Raw genomic sequence first — 22269 nt, 5'->3', positions numbered from 1 at the left:
TCATCACGGTTCCACCCCGCGACGGTGCCCCCACGCACCCCGCCGGTGTCCTGACCGCGCTGCGCCCGGTGGCCGCCCGGGGCCCCGGAACCTCGACGGCAAGGAGAACGAACATGAGCCTGTCCCTCTACCGCCCCAACGGCCCCACCGACTTGGCCGGCCCGACCGTACGGGTGCTGATCTGTGCGGCCTCGCCGTTACTGCGCACCGGGCTGCGCACCATCCTGCAGCGCGCACCCGGGCTGCAGCCGCTCACCGAGCCGGCCGGCACCGCCAGGATCGCCCAGGTCTGCGCAGCCAAACGGCCGGACGTGGTCATCGTCGACGCCGACATGCCCGGCATGGAGAACGCCTGCGAGGTCAAGAAGCTCACCGACACCCGGGGCACCGGGCAGCCCGGCACGATCCTGCTGGTCCGCCCGGGCGACCCGGACCGCATGCTCGACTACCTCAGAGCCGGCGCCCGCGGCCTGATCCTGCGCGACGGCCCGGAGGCCGACATGGTGCACGCGGTACGGGCGGTCGCCGCCGGGAACGCGCTGATCTCCCCGTCCATCACGGCCGAGGTGGTCACCGCGATGGCCCGCCGGCTGCCCGGCCCGCCACTGCACACGCCCCCGCTGCTCCACCTGCTCACACCCCGCGAACAGGAGGTGCTCACCCTGATCGCGGGCGGCCTGTCCAACGCGGAAATGGCCGCCGAGCTCCACCTCAGCGAGAAGACCGTCAAGTTCCACGTGTCCAACGTGCTCGGCAAGTTGCGGGTGCGCAGCCGGGCCCAGGCGATGGTCTACGCCCGGTCGGGACACCGGGCGGCCGGCTGACCCACCGCCCGCCCGGTGCGGCGTCACGTCTGCGGGGCCAGGGCCCGCAGCGTGTCGCGCAACCCGTCCGGTCCGGCGCCGAAGTCCGGCACCGGGAGCACCGCCAGCAGCGGCGTGTCCACCCCCGCCGCCACGAACTCCGCCACCCGTTCCCGGCACTCCTGCGGGGAGCCGTGGATCAGCAGCGCGTCGACCAGGTGGTCGGGCACCGCCGCGAGCGCGCCGTGGAAGTCGCCCGCCGCCCACGCCGCGTGCGAGGCCGCCAGCTCCTCCCCGCGGCCCAGCCAGTCGTGGAAGCCTCCGTACGTCCGGGCGTTGAGGATCGGCCCGAGCAACTGCCGCCCCTGCCGGCGGGCGTGGTCGCGGTCCTTGGTGGGGCAGACGAACAGCCGGGCCACCACCTCCTTGTCCCGGCCGGGCCCGCCCATCGCGGCCCGCACCCGCGGGACGTCCTCCACCGCCAGGAAGTTGGTCACCAGGCCATCCGCCTCCCGCCCGGCCAGTCGCAGCATCTGCGGGCCGAGCGCGCCCATCATCACCGGCGGCACCGGGTCCGGCCGCAGCGCCGGGGTGTACTGCTCGATGGTGAAGGAGTCGAAGTCGCCCCGCACCGTCCGCCCGGCCAGCGCCTGCTTCAGGAAGCGCACGGTGTCGCGCACGTGCCGGTACGGATGCTCGAACGGGATCCCGTTGATCCGGGTAACGAACGGCGGGCCGGAGGAGCCGACGCCCACCACCACCCGGCCGGGCGCGGCCTCGGCCAGCGTGGCGACGGTCATCGCGAGCAGCGCCGGCCCTCGGGTCTGCACCGGGACGACGCCGGTGCCCAGTCGCAGCGCGGGCGCCCAGGCGGCCGCGAGCGCCAGCGGGGTGAACCCGTCGTAGCCCGCCGCCTCCCCGGTCCACACGTCGGTGTAGCCCAGGTCGGGCAGTTCCTCGACCAGTGCGCGGTGCCGGTCCAGGGGGACGCCGCGCAGCGGGAGCGTCACCCCGTGGCGGCCCATGCGCACCTCCCGGCGGTCCGCTCGCGGCGCTCGCTCATCCGGTGTCCTTCCGCGGGAACGGCGGTGCGGGCCGGCCCCATTGCCTAAGATTGGATAGTACGCCAAAGTTCGAACAATCGATCACGCGTCACAGGACGACAGAGGAGCCGCCATGCGCACCCCCAGCCACCCGGCCACCGAATCCATCCAGCTCGCCGGGATCTTCCACGCCCTCAGCGACCCGGCCCGCCTCTCCATCGTGACCGGCCTGGCCGAGGTCGACGAGCAGTGTTGCAGCGACCTGGACGTACCGCTGTCCAAGTCCACCCTCTCCCACCACCTCAAGGTGCTGCGCGAGGCCGGCGTCACCACCACCCGGGTCGAGGGCACCCGCCGGCTGATGTCGCTGCGCCGGGACGACCTCGAACTGCGCTTCCCCGGCCTGCTGGACGCCGTGCTCAGCGCCGCGACCCGTGAGCCGGCCGGCGCCCACTGATTCTCCCCGACACTCCCGGGGCGCCTCTTCGGCCGTGCGACCGGTCTCTGCCCCGGCCTTTGGACCTGAATCGGCGCCGCCCGGCCCCGCCGGGCGCACCGATGGCCCAGGCTGGCCAGGACCCTCCCGTCCGCACCCCGCCCTGGAGCCCGCCGTGTCCGCCGAACCCCGCGCCCACGAGGCCGCCGCCCGCGCCGCCCTCGACGCCTTCCTCGACGCCCTCAACAGCCGCGACCTGGCGGCCTGGGCCGAGACCCTGCACTATCCGCACGTCCGGGTGCACGAGGGCGCGGTCACGGTCTGGGAGGACGAGGCCGGCTACGTCGAGCGCTCCACCCCCGAGCTGGCCCAGCTGGTCGATTCCGGCTGGACCCGCAGCAGTTGGGAGAGCGTGGAGCTGAGCCAGTCCTCCCCCGACCAGGTGCACGCCCTGGTCCGCTTCGCCCGCCACGACGCGTCCGGCGCCCGCACCGGCTCCTTCGACTCGGTCTACGTCCTCACCCGCCGGGACGACCGCTGGGGCGTGCTCGCCCGGATCGGCTTCTCCGTCTGACCCCGCACACGCCGCGGGGCCGGCCCGGGAAGTCCCGGACCGGCCCCGTCGGAAGGGCCACGGCTCAGGCCGCTATCGGCCGCTGGCTCCGCACCGCCTGGAGCAGCCCGACCGCCATCCAGTTCGCGAACATCGAGGACCCGCCGTACGAGACGAACGGCAGCGGGATGCCCGCGACCGGCATGATGCCCAGGCACATCCCGATGTTCTCGAAGGCCTGGAAGGACAGCCAGGCGATGATCCCGGCCGCCACGATCGTGCCGTACAGGTCGGTGGCCTGACGGGCGATCCGGCAGGCCCGCCACAGCACCACGCCGACCAGCAGGATGATCGCCAGCGCCCCGACGAAGCCCAGCTCCTCACCGGCCACGGTGAACACGAAGTCGGTCTGCTGCTCCGGCACGAACTGCCCGGTGGTCTGCGTCCCGTGGAACAGCCCCTTGCCGGTCAGACCGCCCGAGCCGATGGCGATCCGGGCCTGCGCGGTGTTGTAGCCGACGCCGTTCGGGTCCAGCTGCGGGTTGGCGAACGCGGCGAAGCGGTCGATCTGGTACTTGCTCAGCAGCCCGAACTTCCAGATCGCCACGCACCCGGCGGCGCCCGCCACCAGCAGCCCGAGGACCCAGCGGTTGGCCGCGCCCGAGCCGAGCAGGATGCCCAGCACGATCGCGGCCATCACCATCACCGAGCCGGCGTCCGGCATCAGCAGCACTATGCACATCGGCAGCCCGGCCCAGACCAGGCCGCGGAACACCGCCCGGTGCGAGGGGAACTCCCGTTCCCCCGCGTCGACCTGGTCCGACAGCACGACCGCCATCGCCAGCACGATACCCAGCTTCGCGAACTCGGCCGGCTGGATCGAGAAGCCGCCGCCGAGCTGGATCCACGAGTGTGCGCCGTTGATGGTGGAGCCCAGCGGGCTGAGCGTCGCCAGCAGCAGCACGATCACGCCGACGTACACGAACGGCACCAGCGTGCGGAAGCGACGGCTCCCTATCGCTATCACCACCGCGCACAGCACCAGCCCGACCACGAAGTTGGTCAGGTGCCGGTACAGGAAGTACTGCGGGTCCCCGTGGGTCAGCGACTCGCGCCCGCGGGTGGCCGACCAGACCAGCAGCGAGCTGCCGGCCGACAGGGCCAGCGCGGCCAGCAGCAGTATCCAGTCCAGCCGCCAGAGCGGGGAGTCCTTGGCCAGGGCCTTGGAGACGCCGCGGCGCTGCGGGGCCAGCCGCAGCTGCCGGTAGGAGCCGTAGGAGGTCATGCCCGTCCCCTTCCCGGGCCGCGTCCGGGTTCGAGCGCGGCGTCGGCCGCGGTGTACGACGCCGGCCGGTCGGCCGGCGGCGCCTGGTCGAGGAAGGCCGGCGCCGGGACCGCCTGCGCGGAGCCCGCGTCGAGCAGCGCCGCCGCCGGCACGAGCGCCGGGGCCGGGGCCGGGGAGCCCGCCGCCGGGCCGGCCGGGGCCGGGGCGGCGGTGTAGGAGGCCGGCTTGATGATCGCGGTGCCGTCCGGGTTGAACTTCGGCAGCTCGCCCTGCGGGGTCGGCAGCAGCGCCTTGCCGTTGTCGACGTTGCCCTTGTCGTCCACGCCGTACAGCGCCTGGTAGATCCGGCGCACGGCGTCGCCGGAGCCGCCGGAGCCGGTGCCACCCTGGCTTATCGTCATGATGATCGCGTAGTCCTTGCTGTACGTGGCCAGCCAGGAGGTGGTCTGCTTGCCCTCGACTTCGGCGGTGCCGGTCTTGGCGTGCAGTGCGATCTTGTCCTGCGGCCAGCCGGCCTGCGTGAACTTCCAGGCGGCGGTACCGCTCTTGACGACGCCCTCGGTGGCCTGGTTGATGTAGCTCAGCAGCTTCTGGTCGCCGGGGAACTTGGCGTCCTCGTGCGGGGCGATCTCGCGGACGAGGTCCCCGCCCGGGCTTATCACCGCCTTGGCGATGGTCGGCCGGTAGAAGGTGCCGCCGTTGGCCAGCGCCGAGTAGATCCGGGCCATCTGGACCGGGGTGACCAGGGTGTCGCCCTGCCCGATCGCGAAGTTGACGGCGTCACCGGCGCGCATCTGGTAGCCGTCGACGCAGTTCTCCCGGGCGATCTGGTCGGAGAAGCTGTTGCCGCCCTTCTGCGCCTGCGCGCACCAGGCGTCCTTGTTGTTGTCGTAGAAGGACTGCTTCCACTGCCGGTCCGGCACCCGGCCGGTCACCTCGGCCGGCAGGTCGATGCCGGTCTTGGCGCCGAGGCCGAACTCGTGGGCGGTCTTGAAGAACCAGTCGGCCGGCTCCTTCTTCGGCTTGATGCCGCCGTCCTTCATCCACTGGTCGTTCGCCAGCCCGTAGAAGACGGTGTCGCAGGAGACCTCCAGCGCCTTCTCCAGCGAGATGGAGCCGAAGCTCTCGCTCTCGAAGTTCTTGAACTCGCGGCCGCCGATGGTCATGCTCTTCGGGCACGGGTAGGTGCCGTCCAGCGGGTAGCCGGCCTGCACGGCGGCGGTGGTGGAGATGACCTTGAAGGTCGAGCCGGGGGCGGACTGACCCTGTATGGCCCGGTTCAGCAGCGGGAAGTTGGACTCCTTGCTGGTCAGCGACTGGTAGTCCTTGCCGCTGATGCCGCCCACCCAGAGGTTCGGGTCGTAGGTCGGCGCGCTGGCCATCGCGACGATCCGCCCGGTGTGCACGTCCATCACGACGGCGGCGCCGGAGTCGGCCTCGTAGTTGCGGTTGGTGACCTTGTCGAAGGTGTTCCGGGCGTCGTTCATGGCCTGCGCCAGGTTGTCCTCGACGACCTTCTGCACCCGGGCGTCGATGCTGGTGACCAGGTTGTCGCCGGTCTGCGGGGCGACGGCGCCGGCGGTGCCGATCACCCGGCCGAGGTTGTCCACCTCCAGCTTGGTGATGCCGGCGGTGCCGCGCAGGTCGCGGTCGTACACCGACTCCAGCCCGGCCCGGCCGATCTGGTCGGCCGGCAGGTAGCGGTCCAGGCCGCTCTTGGCGGCGGTCTTGCTGACCTCCTCGTCGGTGACCGGCGAGAGGTAGCCGAGCACCTGGGCCAGGTTGGCGCCCTCGGCGCCGGTGTAGCGGCGTACGGCGGTGGGCTGCGCGGTGACCCCGGGGAAGTCCTCGCGGCGCTCCATTATCTGCATCGCCTGCTGGGTGGTCGCCTCCTTGGTGACCGGGATCGGCTGGTACGGCGAACCGTTCCAGCAGGGCTGCGGGGTCTTGGCGTCGCAGAGCCGGACCTTCTCCTGGACGTCCTTGGCGGGCATCCCGAGCACGTCTGCCAGCCGGGCCAGCACGGCCTTGCCGCCGTCCTTCATCTGCAGCAGCGAGGTGCGGCTGACGGAGACCACCAGCCGGGTCTCGTTGCCGGCCAGGACCCGTCCGGAGGCGTCCAGGATCTCGCCGCGGACGGCCGGTTCGACCACCTCGCGGATGTGGTTGCCGGTCGCCTTGGCGGTGTACTCCTTGGCGTTGCGGATCTGCAGGTACCACAGCCGCCCGCCGAGGGTGGCGAGCAGCGACAGCACCAGGATCTGCAGCACCACCAGACGGATCGTCACCCTCCGGGTGCGGCCGGTCTCGGGGATGTTGCTCACGTCTCGTGCGCTCCAGGATGCGGGGAGGGTCGGGAGGTCGGGGCCGGACCGGTTACGGGCGGCGGGCGAAGCCGGGCACGCGCCGCTTCTTGTACCTCGGGCCGGAGGAGGCCTCGCGGGTGGTGCGGTACCGGGCCAGCGTGCCCAGGCCCGGGCCGCCCTGGTCGTCGTCGGCGGCGGCCAGCGGATCGCGCCCGAAGCGGCGCCCGAGCAGCATCACCAGCGGCACCACGAAGGGCGCCAGCAGCAGGTCGTACAGCAGGGCGCTGATCACCAGGCCGCCGAGGCCGACGTGCCGGGCCGCGGTGTCGCCGACCAGGGCGCCGACCATCGCGTACAGCAGCGTGGAGGCGACCGCCGCGGCGCCGACCACCAGCAGCGCGCTGGCGACGGAGCGCTGGCGGCCGTGGTCGGGGCGCAGCAGCCCGGCGGCGTAGCCCATCAGGCAGAGCACCAGCGCGTAGCGGCCGATCGCGTGGTCGGAGGGCGGTGCGACGTCGGCCAGCAGGCCGGCCGAGAAGCCGACCAGGCAGCCGCCGGTGGGCCCGTAGACCATGGCCAGGCCGACGACGACGAGCAGCAGTATGTCCGGGGTGGCTCCCGGGAGCTGGAGCCGGCCGAAGACGCTGACCTGGAGGATCAGGCCGAACAGGATCAGGCCGGCGGAGACGGGGATGCGGGCGAGGCGCATGGCTCAGTTCCCCCCATTGGGCTTGGCGGGCGGGGCGGCCGGTGTGGAGGCCGGGGCCTGGCCCGGGGCGGGCGCGGCGGGGGCCTGGCCCTGGCCGGCGGCGGGGGCGGGCGGCAGGACGGCGTCGCGCGGGTCGGCGCGCGGCGGCACGACCACCACGCCGACCAGGTCCAGCCGGGTGAACTGGACGAAGGGCTCGACCAGGACGGTCTTGGTCAGCTGGCCCGCGTTGGCCTGGACCTCGACGACCTTGCCGACCGGGACGCCGGGCACGAACGGGCGGCCGCTCTGCGAGCCGAAGGTGACCAGCCGGTCGCCGGCCTTGACCTGGGCCTTGCCGTTGAGCAGGGAGACCTTCATCGGGCTGTCGCCGCCGCCGGAGGCGAAGCCGATCTCGCCGGTGCCCTCCAGCCGGGTGCCGGCCGAGAAGCCGGGGTCGGAGGCGAGCAGCACGGTGGCGGTGGTCGGTCCGACGGTGGTGATCCGGCCGACCAGGCCCTGGCCGTTGATGACCGTCATGTCGCGGGTGAGGCCGTCGTCGCTGCCGGCGTCGAGGGTGATGGTCCAGGAGAAGCCCTGGGCCGGGCCGATCGCGATGACCTGGGCGGCCTTGACGGTGTAGCCGCCGGCGCCGGCGGTGCGCAGCAGGTCGTCCAGCTGCTTGGTGCGCCCGGAGGCCATGTCGGAGGAGGCGAGCTTCTGCCGAAGTTCGGTGTTCTCGCGGGCGAGCTGGTCGGTGCGTCCGCTGTTGGTGGCGGCGTCGCGGAAGGCCCGGACGGTGTCGGCGACGGGGTCGACGACGGTGGCGGCGCCGCGCTCGACCGGGCCGAGGACGCCGGCGGCGGCGCGGCGGGCGGGGCCGAGCGGGGAGTCCTCACCGCCCTTGATGTCCACGGTGATGAGCGCGAAGGCGACCGCCACCAGCAGGATGAGCAGCAGCCGGCTCTCTCGTGTGTCCCTCACGGTGCTGGTACTGCCCCTTCGTACCTGGCAGCCGCCCGGGGCTGTGGGGCCCGGGCGGCGGCCCGTTCAGTCGGTGTCGGTTGTCGTTCGTGGTGGCTAACGCCGCGGCTGGGCGTCGAGTACCTGCTGGAGCGCCTCGAACTCCTCGACGCACTTGCCGGAGCCGAGCGCCACGGAGTCGAGCGGGTTCTCGGCGATGTGGATCGGCATGCCGGTCTCGCGGCGCAGCCGCTCGTCCAGGCCGCGCAGCAGGGCACCGCCGCCGGTGAGCACGATGCCCCGGTCCATGACGTCGCCGGCCAGCTCGGGCGGGCACTGGTCGAGGGTGGTCTTGACCGCGTCGATGATCGAGTTGACCGGCTCGTCGATGGCCTCGCGGACCTCGGCGGCGGAGATGACGACGGTCTTGGGCAGGCCGCTGACCAGGTCGCGGCCGCGGATCTCGGCGTGCTCGTCCTTCTCGCCCTCCAGGCCGAAGGCGCTGCCGATGCTCATCTTGATCTGTTCGGCGCTGCGCTCGCCGAGGAGCAGCGAGTACTCCTTCTTGATGTGCTGGACGATCGCGTTGTCCAGCTCGTCGCCGGCGACCCGGATGGACTGGGCGGTGACGATGCCGCCGAGGGAGATCACGGCGACCTCGGTGGTGCCGCCGCCGATGTCGACCACCATGTTGCCGGTGGCCTCGTGGACGGGCAGCCCGGCGCCGATGGCGGCGGCCATCGGCTCCTCGATGATGTGCACCTGGCGGGCGCCGGCCTGCGAGGAGGCCTCGATGACGGCGCGGCGCTCGACGCCGGTGATGCCGGAGGGCACGCAGACGACGACGCGCGGGCGGGCGAGGTAGCGGCGGCGGTGGATCTTGAGGATGAAGTACCGCAGCATCCGCTCGGTGATCTCGAAGTCGGCGATCACGCCGTCCTTGAGCGGGCGGATGGCGACGATGTTGCCCGGGGTGCGGCCGATCATCTTCTTGGCCTCGGCGCCGACGGCGAGGATGCCGCCGGTGTTGGTGTTCACCGCGACCACGGACGGCTCGTTCAGGACGATGCCCTTGCCCCTGACGTACACCAGCGTGTTGGCAGTTCCGAGGTCGATCGCCAAGTCGCGGCCGATGAACGACAGGTTGCTCGCCATGGAGAGTAGGTGCCTTCCCGGGCTCGGAGTTCATGGGGGTGGTGGACGACTGCGCGCCCACGCTCGGGCGGAGACCAGCTGAGCTGCCTTACCGGGCCCTTGGGTCGCGTCCATCGTAGTCACGCGGCGCGGTACGGACGTCGACGCGGGGCATACCGTCCATTGTCCGGAGCGTGATCGCTTCTCCGAGGATTGGGACGCCGTGTCGGCAGCCCCAGTTCCCTATTTCACGATAAGAATGCCCCGGCCGGGCCAATGGTCCCGACCGGGGCAGGTCTTCGGTCCTGCGGGCTCGTCGCCCGGCTCGGATCAGGCGTGCGCCGGGAAGAAGATCTTGATCTCGCGCTCGGCGGACTCCGGGGAGTCCGAGGCGTGGATCAGGTTCTCGCGGGTGATCGTCGCGTAGTCGCCGCGGATGGTGCCGGCGCCGGCCTCCAGCGGGTTGGTGGCGCCGGCCAGCATGCGGATGCCGGGCACGACCTCCTCGCCCTCGACGATCAGCGCGATCGACGGGCCGGAGGTCATGAACTCCAGCAGCGGCTCGTAGAACGGGCGGCCGACGTGCTCCGCGTAGTGCAGTTCCAGCGTCGCCCGGTCGAAGGTGCGCAGCTCGACGGCGGCGAGCTTCCAGCCGGCCTTGCGCTCGATGCGGCTGATGATCTCGCCGGCCAGGCCGCGGCGGACGGCGTCGGGCTTGAGCAGGACGAGAGTGCGCTGGGACACGGTGCGTCTCCTGGGGATTCGGTTCGGCAGACAGTCGGGTCGACGCGTGGGGCCGACACGGCAGAGGTTACCTTGCGTACACGGCGTGTCGGCCCGTCGGTCCGGGCCTCAGGCCTGTACGGCGGCCGCCTCGACGGCGGCGGCCCGGGCGGCCTTGAACGCGTCGACCTTGCGGCCGTAGTGCACCGAGCACCACCACAGGCCGGCGAAGACCACGCCGAGGCCGAACATGGTCGGCAGGATGAAGCCGCTGGCGATCAGGCCGATCTGCAGTGCCCAGCCGATCTGCACCGCGCCGGGGCGGTTGATCATGCCGCAGAGCGCGATGCACAGCGCCATCGCGATGCCGCTGACCGTCCAGATCTCCCCGTCGGAGACGTCGGAGAGCCGCATCGCGACCAGTGCCGCGAACATGATCAGCAACGCCTCGCCGATCAGGGTCGAGGAGCAGAGCGTCCTCATGTCACTTCCTCCCGAGCAGCAGGCGGGCCTCGCCCACCGTGATGACCGAACCGGTGACCAGCACCCCGGCGCCGCCGAGGTCGCCCTCCTCCTCGGCGAGGGTGACGGCGGCGGCGATGGCGTCGTCGAGCCGGGGCTCGACCTGGACGCGGTCCTCGCCGAAGATCTCGACGGCCAGGGCGGCCAGCGCGTCGACGTCCATCGCGCGGTGGGTGGAGTTCTGGGTGATGACGACCTCGGCCAGGATCGGCTCGAAGGCCTCCAGGACCCCGGCCACGTCCTTGTCCCCGGAGGTGCCGATCACGCCGACGAGCCGGGTGAAGCCGAAGGACTCGGTGAGGGCGGCGACGGTCGCGCGGGCGCCGTGCGGGTTGTGCGCGGCGTCCAGGATGACGGTGGGGCTGCGGCGGACGACCTCCAGGCGGCCCGGCGAGGAGACGCCGGAGAAGCCCTGGCGGACCTTGTCCACGTCGAGCTGCCCGCCGCGGGCGCCGCCGACGCCGAAGAAGGCCTCGACCGCGGCCAGCGCGAGCGCCGCGTTGTGCGCCTGGTGCTCGCCGTGCAGCGGGATGAAGACGTCCTCGTACTCCTCGCCGCCGAGTCCGCGCAGCGTCACCAGCTGGCCGCCGATGGCGAGTTCGCGCCGGATCACGCCGAACTCCATGCCCTCGCGGGCGACCGTGGCGTCCACCTCGACGGCGCGGCGAAGGATGACCTGGGCGGCGTCGAGCTGCTGCTGGGCGACGACGGCGACGGCGCCGGACTTGATGATCCCGGACTTCTCGACGGCGATCTCGCCGGTGGTCTCGCCGAGCTTGTCGGTGTGGTCCAGCCCGATCGGGGTGATCACGGCGACGGCGGCGTCGATGACGTTGGTGGCGTCCCAGGAGCCGCCCATGCCGACCTCGACCACGGCGACGTCCACCGGGGCGTCGGCGAAGGCGGCGTAGGCCATGCCGGTCAGCACCTCGAAGAAGGACATCGGCACCGGCTGCGCCGCGTCGACCATCTGCACGTAGGGCTCGATGTCGCGGTAGACCTCGACGAAGCGCTCGGGGGTGATCGGGGCGCCGTCCAGGCTGATCCGCTCGGTGACGGACTCCACGTGCGGGCTGGTGTAGCGGCCGGTGCGCAGCTCGAAGGTGTTGAGCAGCTGCTCGATCATCCGGGCGGTGGAGGTCTTGCCGTTGGTGCCGGTGATGTGGATGGAGGGGAAGGACCGCTGGGGCTGGCCCAGGATGTCCATCAGCGCCTCGATCCGGTCGAGCGAGGGCTCCAGCTTGTTCTCCGGCCAGCGCTTGGAGAGTTCCACTTCGACGTCGCGCAGGGCGTCGCCGGTGCCGCCGTCGGCGGGGCGGATGGTGTACGGGTTCGGGTCGGCCTTGTCGCTCACGACCACAGTCTACGGAGCGGCGGCAGGCGCTCCTCACGGGGTGAGAACGACCACTTTGCCCTGACTTTCCAGTTTGCCACCTTTACTATCGATTTAGCGATTTGAACCGCAACGAAGCATCGACTCGCGCCCCGCAGGAGCCCCGTCACCTTCGATCGCAAGGAGAACCGCGCCATGCCCGACGCCCTGCACGACTGGATCGTGCTTCGCCAGGACGCCGTCGTCTGGGTCGCCGGACTGATCTCCCTGGCCCTCGTCGGCTACATGGTGCTCGTCTTCGGGCGCTTCCTCGTGTACTGGGCCGGCTCCCGCCACGCCTTCCGGCACAACCGCCCCGCCGCGCCCGGCGACCCGGCCGCCTTCCGGTGGCACCTGGTGATCCCCTGCCGCGACGAGGAGGCCGTGGTCACCCAGACGCTCGCCGGCCTGCGGGCGAGCGCCCCCGAGGCCCACCTGTGGGTGATCGACGACGACAGCGAGGACGCCACCCGCGAACTCGTGCTCGCCGCCGCGGCCCACGACCCGCGCGTCCACCTCGTCCAGCGCCGCCGCCCGCACGCCCGGATCGGCAAGGGCGCCGCCCTCAACGCCGCCTACCGGGAGATCTCCGCCTGGCTCCCCGAGTCCACCGACCGCTCCCGCGTGGTGATCGGCGTGGTCGACGCCGACGGCCGGCTCGACCCGGGCACCCTCGCCCAGGTCTGCAACGAGAAGGCGCTCGGGCGCCCCGACACCGGCGCCGTCCAGATCGGCGTCCGGATGCGCAACGCCGACGAGGAGCTGCCGCTGCCCGGCCGCGGCCGGGCCGCCAACGCCCTGGCCCGCGCCCTGGTCCGGATGCAGGACGTCGAGTTCCAGGCCAACAACGCCGGCATGCAGCTGCTGCGCCGCCGCACCGGCAGCGTCGGCCTCGGCGGCAACGGCCAGTTCGTCCGGCTCACCGCCCTCGACTCGCTGACCGCCGAGGAGGGCCGGGCCGGCCGCCCCTGGCCCGAGCGCGCCCTGCTGGAGGACTACGAGTCCGGCCTGGACCTGCGCCTCGCCGGCTGGCGGCTCACCCACGTCACCGAGACCCAGGTCTCCCAGGAGGGCCTGATCTCGCTGCGCCGCTTCCTCACCCAGCGCACCCGCTGGGCCCAGGGCAACATGCAGTGCCTGCGCTACACCGGCCGGGTGCTGCGCTCACCGCACTACACCTGGTCCGGCAAGGCCGAGGTGATGTACACCTTCCTGCAGCCCGTGGTCTGCGTGCTGCTGGTGCTGCTCGTCCCGCTCTCGCTCGGGATCACCGCCGCCGGGCTGGTGCTCTTCCCCGCCGAGACCGCCGACTTCCAGCTCCGGTACGGGCCGTGGATGCTGCTCGCCTTCGTGCTCGCCACCCTGCCGATGGTGTTCTGGGGCCTCGCCTACCGCCGGCTCGTCCACCCCGACCGCAGCAGGCTGACCGGATTTCTCTGGGGGTCCTGGTCTGGCTCTACGCGTACCACCTCTTCGTGGTCGCCGCCCGGGCCGCCGTCCGGATGCTGCTCGGACGCAACGGCTGGGCCAAGACCCGCCGCAACGCCGAGAAGGTCACCGTCGGCGCCCCCACCGCACTCGAATCCTGAGCCACCCGCTCCCCCTCCCCCGCGCCTCCTCCCCACGCCTCCACGGAGCCCCCGCATGAGCATGTGCCTGCCCCCGTCCAGCGTCGCCGTCGTCCTCGGCACCCGCCCCGAACTGGTCAAGCTCGCCCCGCTGATCCACGAGCTCGGCGACGCCACCCGGCTGGTGCACACCGGCCAGCACTGGGACGAGGCGATGTCCGGCCGCTTCCTGCGGGACCTCGACCTGCCCCGGCCCGAGCTGCTCACCGGTGTCGGCGGCCGCCCCCGGGCCGGCCAGATCGCCCAGTCGCTGGGCCAGTTGGACGCCGCCTTCGCCGAGGACCGCCCGCTCGCCGTGGTCGTCCAGGGCGACACCAACGCCACCCTCGCCGGCGCGCTGGCCGCCAACGCCCGGGAGATCCCGCTGGTCCACGTCGAGGCCGGGCTGCGCAGCTTCGACCGGGCGATGCCCGAGGAGCACAACCGGGTGATGGTCGACCACGTCTCCGACCTGCTCTGCGCCGCCACCCCGGACAACGTCGCCAACCTGCGCGCCGAGTCGCTGGCCGAGGAGCGGATCGCGCTCACCGGCAACACCGTCGTCGAGGTGGTCCGCCGTCAGCTGCCGGACGCCGCCACCCGCGCCGCGCTGCTCGCCGCGCACGGTCTGCGCCCGGACGGGTACGTGCTGGCCACCGTGCACCGTCCGGAGAACACCGACACCGCGGAGGCGCTCGGCGCGGTACTCGCCGAGCTGGACCGGATCGCCCGGGCCGGCACCCCGGTGCTGTTCCCGATGCACCCGCGCACCCGGGCCGCCGTCGGGCGCTTCGGCCTGGACGGCCTGCTGGAGCGCCTGGCCGTCACCGGGCCGGTCGGCTACGCCGACTTCCTGGGCCTGGCGGGCCACGCGGCCCTGCTGGTCTCCGACTCCGGCGGCGTGCAGGAGGAGTGCACCGTGCTCGGCCGTCCGCTGCTGGTGGTGCGCCGCTCCACCGAGCGCCCGGAGGCGGTGGCGGCCGGCTTCGCCGCGCTGGTGCAGCCCGGCGAGGAGCTGGGCGAGCTCGCCCGCGCCTGGCTCTGCGACACCCCCGAGCGCCTCGCCCGGCTCGCGGCCACCCCGAGCCCGTACGGCGACGGCCTGGCCTCGACCCGGATCGCCGCCCTGACCGCCTCGCTCGCCGAGATCACCGGATCCGCCACCGTGGAAGCCGTACCGCTGGCCGCGTAGGAGCTCTTCACGGCCGCCGGGGCGTCAGACCCCGGCCCGGGCCTCCGGCACGTGCACGGTCGCGCCGTGCCGGCGGCGCAACTCGGCGGTGATCTCGGCCAGTTCGCCCTCGGGCAACAGCGGCAGCATCATCGCGACGCCCTGCAGCAGCCCGCCGAGCAGGTAGGTGGTGTCGGCCGTCGCGGCGACCAGGCCGCGCACCTCGGCCACCTCGCCGGCCGCCACCGCCTCGATCAGCCGGGCGGCGTCGGCGGACTCCTCGTCCACCGCGACCGCCCCGCTGTCGGCCGGGGCGCGCCGGGCCATCGCCCGCAGCACCCGGTCGCCGACCTCGGGGGCGTACGCCTTGCGGACGGCCTCGGCGGCGATCCAGGTCAGCAGGGTGGTCACCTCGCGCTCGGCGTGCTCGGCGAACAGCAGCTCCAGCTCGTGATCGAACGCGAGCTGGTTCCCGTGCCGGAAAGCGAGCAGCAGCGTCGCCGCCCTGGCCTTGGCTTCCTCGACCGCCTCGGCAGGCAGTTCGTCGGCCAACTCCTCGGTCACCACCATGCCGTGCCCTCCCGTCCGTCGCTCAGCAGGAACGCTCAGCGGAAACGTCCATTGGGAAACTCCGTGCACACCGTACACATCCGACCTGAAAACTTCGGCGAACGCGCGCGGGCAAGACAGGAATCAATTCGCTCGGAATTGGACCTCACCCGGTCCGGGATGAATATTCGCCGGAAGGGAGCAATGGTGCTGGGCTATTCGGTGTAAGGCGGGCCGGGGCCGGAAAAGGCCCAGGGGCCGCACTCCGCGAAAACGGAGTGCGGCCCCTGGCCGGTTCTGCCGGGCTCAGCCCTGCGGCAGCGCCGCGAGCTGGGCGGTGATCCGGGCGATGTCGGCCTCGGCGGCCTCCTGGCGCGCCTTGATCTTGGCGACCACCTCGTCCGGCGCCTTGGCCAGGAAGGCCTCGTTGCCGAGCTTGGCGGTGGTCTGGGCCTTCTCCTTCTCGGCGGCCGCGAGGTCCTTGGCGAGGCGCTTGCGCTCCGCCGCGACGTCGATGGTGCCGGAGAGGTCCAGCGCGACGGTGGCGCCCGCGACCGGCAGCGAGGCGGTGGCCGCGAAGCCCTCCTCGGGGACGGTCAGCCGCAGCAGCGAGCGGATCGCGTCCTCGTGGGCGGCCAGCGCGGTGCCGTCCAGCTCCAGGGTGGCCGGCACCCGCTGGCCCGGCTTCAGGCCCTGGTCCGTACGGAACCGGCGGACCTCGGTGACGACCTGCTGCAGCGTGGCGATCTCGGCCTCGGCCGCGGCGTCGCGGTAGCCGCTGTCCTTCGGCCAGTCGGCGATGACCACGGACTCCGCGCCGGTCAGCGTGGTCCACAGGGTCTCGGTGACGAAGGGCACGATCGGGTGCAGCAGGCGCAGCGTGACGTCCAGGACCTCGCCGAGGACCCGGCGCGCGGCGTCGGCCTGCGGGCCGCCCTTGGCCAGGGTGGTCTTGGAGAGCTCGACGTACCAGTCGAAGACCTCGTCCCAGGCGAAGTGGTACAGCGCCTCGGAGAGCTTGGAGAACTGGTAGTCCTCGTACAGCCCGTCCACCTCGGCGACGGTGCTGTTGAGGCGGGACAGGATCCAGCGGTCGCTCGCGGTCAGCTCCTCCGGCGCGGGCAGCGGGCCCTCGACGGTGGCGCCGTTCATCAGCGCGAAGCGGGTGGCGTTCCAGATCTTGTTGGCGAAGTTGCGGGCCGCCTGAACCCAGTCCTCGCCGATCGGCACGTCGACGCCCGGGTTGGCGCCGCGCGCCAGCGTGAAGCGCAGCGCGTCGGAACCGTACTTGTCCATCCAGTCCAGCGGGTTGACCACGTTGCCGAAGGACTTCGACATCTTCTTGCCGTTCTGGTCACGGACCATGCCGTGCAGCGCGATGGTGTGGAACGGCGGGGTGCCGTCCATCGCGTAGAGGCCGAACATCATCATCCGGGCGACCCAGAAGAACAGGATGTCGTAGCCGGTGACCAGGACGGAGTTCGGGTAGAACTTCGCGAGGCTCTCGGTCTGCTCCGGCCAGCCGAGCGTGGAGAACGGCCACAGGCCGGAGGAGAACCAGGTGTCCAGGACGTCGGTGTCCTGGTGCCAGCCCTCGCCGGCGGGCGGCTGCTCGTCCGGGCCGACGCAGACGATCTCGCCGTTCGGGCCGTACCAGACCGGGATGCGGTGGCCCCACCAGAGCTGGCGCGAGATGCACCAGTCGTGCAGGTTGTCGACCCAGTCGAAGTACCGCTTCTCCATCTCCTGCGGGTGGATCTTGACCTTACCGTCGCGGACCGCGTCGCCGGCGGCCTTCGCGAGCGGGCCGACCTTGACCCACCACTGCATGGACAGCCGCGGCTCGATGGTGGTCTTGCAGCGCGAGCAGTGGCCCACCGAGTGGACGTACGGGCGCTTCTCGGCGACGATCCGGCCCTCGGCGCGCAGCGCGGCGACGATCGCCGAGCGGGCCTCCAGGCGGTCCAGGCCGAGGAACGGGCCGTGCACGGTGATCACGGCGTGCTCGTCCATGACGGCGATGTTCGGCAGGTTGTGCCGCTGGCCGATCTCGAAGTCGTTCGGGTCGTGCGCGGGCGTCACCTTGACGGCGCCGGTGCCGAACTCCGGGTCGACGTGGGTGTCGGCGACGATCGGGATCCGACGGCCGGTCAGCGGCAGCTCGATCTCGGTGCCGACCAGGTGCTTGTAGCGCTCGTCCTCCGGGTGGACGGCGACGGCCGTGTCACCCAGCATCGTCTCCGCGCGCGTGGTGGCGACGACGATCGAGTCCTCGCCCTCGCCGTAGCGGATCGAGACCAGCTCGCCGTCGTCGTCCTGGTACTCCACCTCGATGTCCGAGATGGCGGTCAGGCAGCGCGGGCACCAGTTGATGATGCGCTCGGCGCGGTAGATCAGCTCGTCGTCGTAGAGCTTCTTGAAGATGGTCTGGACGGCCTGGGACAGGCCCTCGTCCATGGTGAAGCGCTCGCGGGACCAGTCCACGCCGTCGCCCAGGCGCCGCATCTGGCCGGAGATCTGGCCGCCGGACTCCGCCTTCCACTTCCAGACGCGCTCGACGAAGGCCTCGCGGCCCAGGTCGTGGCGGGACTTGCCCTCCTTGGCGAGCTCGCGCTCGACCACGTTCTGGGTGGCGATGCCGGCGTGGTCCATGCCGGGCTGCCACAGCGCCTCGTAGCCCTGCATGCGCTTGCGGCGGACCAGGGCGTCGATCAGCGTGTGCTCGAAGGCGTGGCCCAGGTGCAGGCTGCCGGTGACGTTCGGCGGGGGGATGACGATCGTGAACGGGGGCTTGTCGCTCTTGGCGTCCGCGGTGAAGTAGCCACGCTCTACCCAGCGCTCGTACAGCTCGCCCTCTACGTCCGCGGGGGTGTAGGTCGTCGGGAGGGTTGCCGCATCGTCCCCGGTGGTGCTCACGGGGCGCTGGTTCGTCGTGTCGGTCACGACGCACAGTTTACGTAACCGCGGGCCCGGGTTACGAACCGCTTTCGGTGGGCGGACCCGACACGCCCGTACGGGCCCGCGGCGGGCGCCGTGCGGTACCGTGCCCGGGCACTCGTCCGGTCGGTACCGGGCGGGCACGGAACGACTCCACACCACGACAGGCCGCGGGTGCGGCGGGGGAGCACAGACGCAGATGTACGGCCAGGGACAGCAGTATCCGCAGGGACAGCCGCAGCCTTACGGCGGCCAGCCGCAGTACGGCCAGCCTCCGCAGCAGCCCTACGGCGCCCCGCAGCCCCCGTACGGCTACCCGCAGCAGCAGCCCTACGGCGCGCCCCAGCAGCCGTACGGCGTGCCGCCGCAGGCGCCGTACGGCCAGCCCGGTTACCCGGTGGCCCCGCCGCCGAAGAAGGGCAAGGGCGGCCTGGTGATCGGCCTGGTGATCGGCGCGCTGGTGCTGGGCGGCGGCGGCTTCGCCGCGTGGAAGTTCCTCGGCGGCAGCGACCAGGGCGGCACGTACAAGATCACCGCCCCGCAGTCGCTGCCGGACGGCTACGTGCAGAAGTCGGCGAAGGAGCAGGCCGCCGACATGAGCAAGCCGGACGCGGCGAAGTTCGGCACGGACCTGCAGGTCCTGGTGGCCAGCTACAGCAAGGGTTCGGACGCGCTGGACACCTTCTCGGTGGTCGGCGTCTACGGGAACCTCAACGACCCCGCGCAGATCATCGAGGACTCCAAGAAGGACAGCGGCAGCCTGTCCGTGTCGATGACCGACTTCCCGGCGCAGGACTCGCACAGCTCCTCGGCGAAGCTCACCTGCGGCACGACGACCATGCTCGGCAAGCCCGGCCCGACGGTCTGCGTGTGGGCGGACAAGTCCACCACCGGCCGGGTCACCTTCAGCAAGATCAGCACGAGCGGCAGCAGCGGCCCGGCGCTCAGCGCGGACCAGGCGGCCGCCAGGACCCGGGCGATCCGCGACGCGATGGTGGTCGCCAAGTAGCGCCCGCCGTACGCGAAGGGGCCCCGTACCGGATGTCCGGTACGGGGCCCCTTCGTGCTGCGTCGGGTCAGGCGCTCTTGTCCCGGCGCTCGCGCTTGATCATGTCGCGCGGCACCAGGGTGGGGATGGCGTGCTTGGAGACCACGTCCCCGGTGACCACCACGCGGGCGACGTCCTGACGCGAGGGGACCTCGTACATCACGGACATCAGCACCTCCTCCATGATGGCCCGCAGACCGCGCGCGCCGGTGCCGCGCAGGATCGCCTGGTCGGCGATCGCCTCCAGCGCGTCGCGGGAGAACTCCAGCTCCACGCCGTCCAGTTCGAAGAGCTTGCGGTACTGCTTGACCAGGGCGTTGCGCGGCTCGGTGAGGATCTGCAGCAGCGCCTCGCGGTCCAGGTTGTGCACGCTGGTGATCACCGGCAGACGGCCGATGAACTCGGGGATCATGCCGAACTTCACCAGGTCCTCGGGCATCACCTGGCGGAAGTGGTCGCTGGCGTCCGACTCCCGCTTGGAGCGGATGTTGGCGCCGAAGCCGATGCCCTTGGCACCCGCACGGCCCTCGATGATCCGCTCCAGGCCGGCGAACGCGCCGCCGACGATGAACAGCACGTTGGTGGTGTCGATCTGGATGAACTCCTGGTGGGGGTGCTTGCGGCCCCCCTGCGGCGGCACCGACGCGGTGGTGCCCTCCAGGATCTTCAGCAGCGCCTGCTGCACGCCCTCGCCGGAGACGTCCCGGGTGATCGACGGGTTCTCGCTCTTGCGCGCGACCTTGTCGATCTCGTCGATGTAGATGATCCCGGTCTCGGCCTTCTTGACGTCGTAGTCGGCCGCCTGGATCAGCTTGAGCAGGATGTTCTCGACGTCCTCGCCGACGTAGCCGGCCTCGGTCAGCGCGGTGGCGTCCGCGATCGCGAAGGGCACGTTGAGCATCCGGGCCAGGGTCTGCGCGAGCAGCGTCTTGCCGGAGCCGGTGGGGCCCAGCAGCAGGATGTTGGACTTGGCCAGCTCGATGGCGTCCTCGCGGCCGTTGCCGCCGCTGCGGCCCGCCTCGCCGGCCTGGACGCGCTTGTAGTGGTTGTAGACCGCGACCGACAGCGCCTTCTTGGCGAGGTCCTGGCCGACCACGTACTGGTCCAGGAATTCGTAGATCTCACGCGGCTTCGGGAGTTCCTCGAAGCGCACCTCGGAGGTCTCGGCGAGTTCCTCCTCGATGATCTCGTTGCACAGGTCGATGCACTCGTCGCAGATGTACACGCCTGGGCCGGCGATCAGCTTCTTCACCTGCTTCTGGGACTTGCCGCAGAACGAGCACTTGAGCAGGTCGCCACCGTCTCCGATGCGTGCCACGAGGTGCTTCCCCTTCGCCAGGGGCCCCGCAGGGGTTCCGGGGCCTGGTGCTGTGGACCGTCAACGCCGACGGCGCTCGGTCTCGCTATCCGACGGTACTCTGCCGGGCCCGTGATTCCGTCCTCTTCGCCGGGTCTGCCCTACGCCCTGGGCGAATTGATACCGAACAGATGCCGTGCGCGGGCCCGCCGATGGGCCGGGGCGGGACGCGCACCAGGGGTGCGCCGTCCCGCCCCGATGGGGCCTCCCGGACCCGCTGGACGGACGGGGAGGGAGCCGACCTCAGGAGGTCAGCGAGGTCTTGCGGGTGGAGATGATCTGGTCGACCAGGCCGTACTCGACGGCCTCCTCGGCGGTGAGGATCTTGTCGCGCTCGATGTCCTCGCGCACCTGCTCCGCCGACTTGTTGGAGTGCTTGGACAGCATCTCCTCCAGCTGCTCGCGCATCCGGAAGATCTCCTTGGCCTGGATCTCCAGGTCGGACACCTGGCCGCGGCCGGTCTCGGTGTACGGCTGGTGGATCAGGATCCGGGCGTTCGGCAGCGCCATCCGCTTGCCGGGGGTGCCGGCGGCGAGCAGCACGGCCGCGGCGGAGGCCGCCTGGCCCATGCACACCGTGGTGATGTCCGGCTTGACGTACTGCATGGTGTCGTAGATGGCCGTCAGGGCCGTGAACGAGCCGCCGGGCGAGTTGATGTACATCTGGATCTCGCGGTCCGGGTCCATCGACTCCAGGCACAGCAGCTGCGCCATGATGTCGTTCGCCGAGACGTCGTCCACCTGCGAGCCGAGGAAGATGATGCGCTCCTCGAACAGCTTGGCGTACGGGTCGTACTCGCGGATGCCCTGCGTGGTGCGCTCCACGAAGCGCGGGACGATGTAGCGGCCCTCGGCACGCATGTCCTCGACGCGGGCCTTGGCGGCCGACAGGCTGGGGATGTTCATGGGGTTCTTGTCCTCCGGGGCGTTGTGGCTGTGGTCTCGCGGGCCGGGCCGAGGCTCAGGCAGCGCCCGTGCCGCCGCCGCCGGGGACGTCCGCGGCGCTGTGCATGATCGCGTCGATCAGGCCGTACTCCAGGGCCTCCTCCGGGGTGAACCAGCGGTCGCGGTCGGAGTCGGCGGTGATCTGCTCGAAGGACTGGCCGCTGTGGTGCGCGATCAGCTCGGACATCCGCTTCTTGGTGCGGAGCAGCTGCTCCGCCTGGATGCGGATGTCGGTGGCGGAGCCGCCCAGGCCCGCGGAGGGCTGGTGCATCAGGATCGTCGAGTTCGGCAGCGAGAAGCGCTTGCCGGGGGCACCCGCGGTCAGCAGGAACTGGCCCATCGAGGCGGCCATGCCCATCGCGATGGTGACGACGTCGTTCTTGATGTACTGCATGGTGTCGTAGATCGCCATGCCGGCCGAGATCGAGCCGCCCGGGGAGTTGATGTAGAGGAAGATGTCCTTGTCCGGGTCCGCGGCCAGCAGCAGCAGCTGCGCGGTGATCTTGTTGGCGATGTCGTCGTCGACCTGCTGGCCGAGGAAGATGATCCGCTCGTTGAGCAGCCGGTTGTAGACCTGGTCGCCAAGGCCGCCGAGCACGTCACCAGCGGCGGCGTGCGGCGCCATCGGGCCAGGCATCTGCATCTGCGGGAACGTCACTTAGCCACCTGCTCAGTCGATTTGGACGGTCGCTCCACGGCCGTCACGGTGTCGCACAGCTTCCGGGTATCACGTCGTGATTGTTGCTGTCCAAGGACCCTAACGCGCAGGCCGGGCCGCAGAATCCCTCACGCAGAACTGTTCGCTGTGAGCGCAGGGTCGCGGCGGG

At 71.6% G+C, this 22269-nt stretch carries 19 protein-coding genes; 5 read left to right on the top strand and 14 right to left on the bottom strand.

Annotation, left to right across the window (positions count from 1 at the left end):
• Window positions 1–113: 113 nt before the first annotated feature.
• On the top strand, window positions 114–824 hold the full coding sequence (locus CRP52_RS21825) for a LuxR C-terminal-related transcriptional regulator (RefSeq protein WP_097237919.1): 711 nt from the start codon (window positions 114–116) through the stop codon (window positions 822–824).
• Window positions 825–847: 23 nt separating this feature from the next.
• Here CRP52_RS21825 and CRP52_RS21820 read toward each other — a convergent pair whose 3' ends face one another.
• Window positions 848–1828, bottom strand: a complete 981-nt coding sequence (locus CRP52_RS21820) for an LLM class F420-dependent oxidoreductase (RefSeq protein ID WP_097237918.1) — start codon at window positions 1826–1828, stop codon at window positions 848–850.
• Between the two features lie 151 nt (window positions 1829–1979).
• Between CRP52_RS21820 and CRP52_RS21815 the strand changes: the two genes are divergently transcribed.
• Window positions 1980–2303 carry an ArsR/SmtB family transcription factor gene (locus tag CRP52_RS21815; RefSeq protein ID WP_097237917.1) on the top strand — a complete coding sequence of 108 codons (324 nt, stop codon included), beginning with the start codon at window positions 1980–1982 and terminating at the stop codon, window positions 2301–2303.
• A gap of 154 nt (window positions 2304–2457) precedes the next feature.
• Window positions 2458–2856 carry a hypothetical protein gene (locus tag CRP52_RS21810; protein WP_097237916.1) on the top strand — a complete coding sequence of 133 codons (399 nt, stop codon included), beginning with the start codon at window positions 2458–2460 and terminating at the stop codon, window positions 2854–2856.
• Window positions 2857–2920: 64 nt separating this feature from the next.
• On the opposite strand, the gene rodA is transcribed toward CRP52_RS21810, so the two are convergent.
• The 8 genes from rodA to folC all read right to left on the bottom strand — a co-directional run bounded on the left by rodA (window position 2921) and on the right by folC (window position 11810).
• Window positions 2921–4120 (bottom strand): rod shape-determining protein RodA, encoded by a 1200-nt coding sequence (gene rodA, locus CRP52_RS21805; RefSeq protein WP_097237915.1) that lies wholly within the window; start codon window positions 4118–4120, stop codon window positions 2921–2923.
• Window positions 4117–6444, bottom strand: coding sequence for a penicillin-binding protein 2 (gene mrdA, locus CRP52_RS21800; RefSeq protein WP_097237914.1), 2328 nt, complete (start codon window positions 6442–6444; stop codon window positions 4117–4119). Before mrdA ends, rodA begins: the two co-directional genes overlap by 4 nt.
• Window positions 6445–6496: 52 nt before the next feature.
• Window positions 6497–7135, bottom strand: a complete 639-nt coding sequence (gene mreD, locus CRP52_RS21795; RefSeq protein WP_097237913.1) for a rod shape-determining protein MreD — start codon at window positions 7133–7135, stop codon at window positions 6497–6499.
• 3 nt (window positions 7136–7138) lie between these two features.
• Complete coding sequence (gene mreC / locus CRP52_RS21790) at window positions 7139–8098, bottom strand: rod shape-determining protein MreC (protein ID WP_097237912.1); 960 nt, start codon at window positions 8096–8098, stop codon at window positions 7139–7141.
• A gap of 96 nt (window positions 8099–8194) precedes the next feature.
• Window positions 8195–9220 (bottom strand): rod shape-determining protein, encoded by a 1026-nt coding sequence (locus tag CRP52_RS21785; protein ID WP_030256393.1) that lies wholly within the window; start codon window positions 9218–9220, stop codon window positions 8195–8197.
• A gap of 321 nt (window positions 9221–9541) precedes the next feature.
• The gene (gene ndk / locus CRP52_RS21780; protein ID WP_030058261.1) at window positions 9542–9955 is read right to left on the bottom strand and encodes a nucleoside-diphosphate kinase; all 414 of its coding nucleotides are present in this window, start codon (window positions 9953–9955) and stop codon (window positions 9542–9544) included.
• Window positions 9956–10063: 108 nt separating this feature from the next.
• Complete coding sequence (locus CRP52_RS21775; protein WP_097237911.1) at window positions 10064–10417, bottom strand: DUF4233 domain-containing protein; 354 nt, start codon at window positions 10415–10417, stop codon at window positions 10064–10066.
• Window position 10418: 1 nt separating this feature from the next.
• Window positions 10419–11810 carry a bifunctional tetrahydrofolate synthase/dihydrofolate synthase gene (gene folC, locus CRP52_RS21770; protein WP_097240260.1) on the bottom strand — a complete coding sequence of 464 codons (1392 nt, stop codon included), beginning with the start codon at window positions 11808–11810 and terminating at the stop codon, window positions 10419–10421.
• 174 nt (window positions 11811–11984) lie between these two features.
• Between folC and wecB the strand changes: the two genes are divergently transcribed.
• Window positions 11985–14627: a non-hydrolyzing UDP-N-acetylglucosamine 2-epimerase gene (gene wecB, locus CRP52_RS40570; protein ID WP_306458879.1), complete on the top strand. Its 2643-nt coding sequence runs from the start codon at window positions 11985–11987 to the stop codon at window positions 14625–14627.
• Window positions 14628–14651: 24 nt separating this feature from the next.
• On the opposite strand, the gene CRP52_RS21755 is transcribed toward wecB, so the two are convergent.
• Both CRP52_RS21755 and CRP52_RS21750 read right to left on the bottom strand, forming a co-directional pair.
• A complete protein-coding gene (locus CRP52_RS21755) occupies window positions 14652–15176 on the bottom strand; it encodes a hypothetical protein (protein ID WP_097237910.1) in 525 nt (174 codons plus the stop codon).
• Between the two features lie 285 nt (window positions 15177–15461).
• The gene (locus CRP52_RS21750) at window positions 15462–18098 is read right to left on the bottom strand and encodes a valine--tRNA ligase (RefSeq protein ID WP_097237909.1); all 2637 of its coding nucleotides are present in this window, start codon (window positions 18096–18098) and stop codon (window positions 15462–15464) included.
• 193 nt (window positions 18099–18291) lie between these two features.
• Between CRP52_RS21750 and CRP52_RS21745 the strand changes: the two genes are divergently transcribed.
• On the top strand, window positions 18292–19101 hold the full coding sequence (locus tag CRP52_RS21745) for a hypothetical protein (RefSeq protein WP_097237908.1): 810 nt from the start codon (window positions 18292–18294) through the stop codon (window positions 19099–19101).
• Window positions 19102–19168: 67 nt separating this feature from the next.
• Here the strand turns inward: CRP52_RS21745 and clpX are convergent, their stop codons facing one another.
• The 3 genes from clpX to CRP52_RS21730 all read right to left on the bottom strand — a co-directional run bounded on the left by clpX (window position 19169) and on the right by CRP52_RS21730 (window position 22079).
• Complete coding sequence (clpX, locus tag CRP52_RS21740; protein ID WP_030058268.1) at window positions 19169–20458, bottom strand: ATP-dependent Clp protease ATP-binding subunit ClpX; 1290 nt, start codon at window positions 20456–20458, stop codon at window positions 19169–19171.
• A gap of 282 nt (window positions 20459–20740) precedes the next feature.
• Window positions 20741–21403 carry an ATP-dependent Clp protease proteolytic subunit gene (locus CRP52_RS21735; protein WP_097237907.1) on the bottom strand — a complete coding sequence of 221 codons (663 nt, stop codon included), beginning with the start codon at window positions 21401–21403 and terminating at the stop codon, window positions 20741–20743.
• Between the two features lie 55 nt (window positions 21404–21458).
• Window positions 21459–22079: an ATP-dependent Clp protease proteolytic subunit gene (locus CRP52_RS21730; RefSeq protein WP_051709451.1), complete on the bottom strand. Its 621-nt coding sequence runs from the start codon at window positions 22077–22079 to the stop codon at window positions 21459–21461.
• Window positions 22080–22269 lie beyond the last annotated feature (190 nt).

The sequence above is a fragment of the Streptomyces sp. 1331.2 genome (assembly GCF_900199205.1).
In the GTDB taxonomy this organism is placed as follows: Bacteria; Actinomycetota; Actinomycetes; order Streptomycetales; family Streptomycetaceae; genus Kitasatospora.
This window is presented reverse-complemented; position numbering and strand designations above follow the sequence as displayed.

Bases quoted from the DNA above. Each gene is read 5' to 3' on its own strand.
- CRP52_RS21825 (WP_097237919.1), top strand. From the start codon at position 114: ATGAGCCTGTCCCTCTACCGCCCCAACGGCCCCACCGACTTGGCCGGC.
- CRP52_RS21820 (WP_097237918.1), bottom strand. From the start codon at position 1,828: ATGGGCCGCCACGGGGTGACGCTCCCGCTGCGCGGCGTCCCCCTGGAC.
- CRP52_RS21815 (WP_097237917.1), top strand. From the start codon at position 1,980: ATGCGCACCCCCAGCCACCCGGCCACCGAATCCATCCAGCTCGCCGGG.
- rodA (WP_097237915.1), bottom strand. From the start codon at position 4,120: ATGACCTCCTACGGCTCCTACCGGCAGCTGCGGCTGGCCCCGCAGCGC.
- mreD (WP_097237913.1), bottom strand. From the start codon at position 7,135: ATGCGCCTCGCCCGCATCCCCGTCTCCGCCGGCCTGATCCTGTTCGGC.
- CRP52_RS21775 (WP_097237911.1), bottom strand. From the start codon at position 10,417: ATGAGGACGCTCTGCTCCTCGACCCTGATCGGCGAGGCGTTGCTGATC.
- wecB (WP_306458879.1), top strand. From the start codon at position 11,985: ATGCCCGACGCCCTGCACGACTGGATCGTGCTTCGCCAGGACGCCGTC.
- CRP52_RS21755 (WP_097237910.1), bottom strand. From the start codon at position 15,176: ATGGTGGTGACCGAGGAGTTGGCCGACGAACTGCCTGCCGAGGCGGTC.
- CRP52_RS21745 (WP_097237908.1), top strand. From the start codon at position 18,292: ATGTACGGCCAGGGACAGCAGTATCCGCAGGGACAGCCGCAGCCTTAC.
- CRP52_RS21735 (WP_097237907.1), bottom strand. From the start codon at position 21,403: ATGAACATCCCCAGCCTGTCGGCCGCCAAGGCCCGCGTCGAGGACATG.
- CRP52_RS21730 (WP_051709451.1), bottom strand. From the start codon at position 22,079: ATGCCTGGCCCGATGGCGCCGCACGCCGCCGCTGGTGACGTGCTCGGC.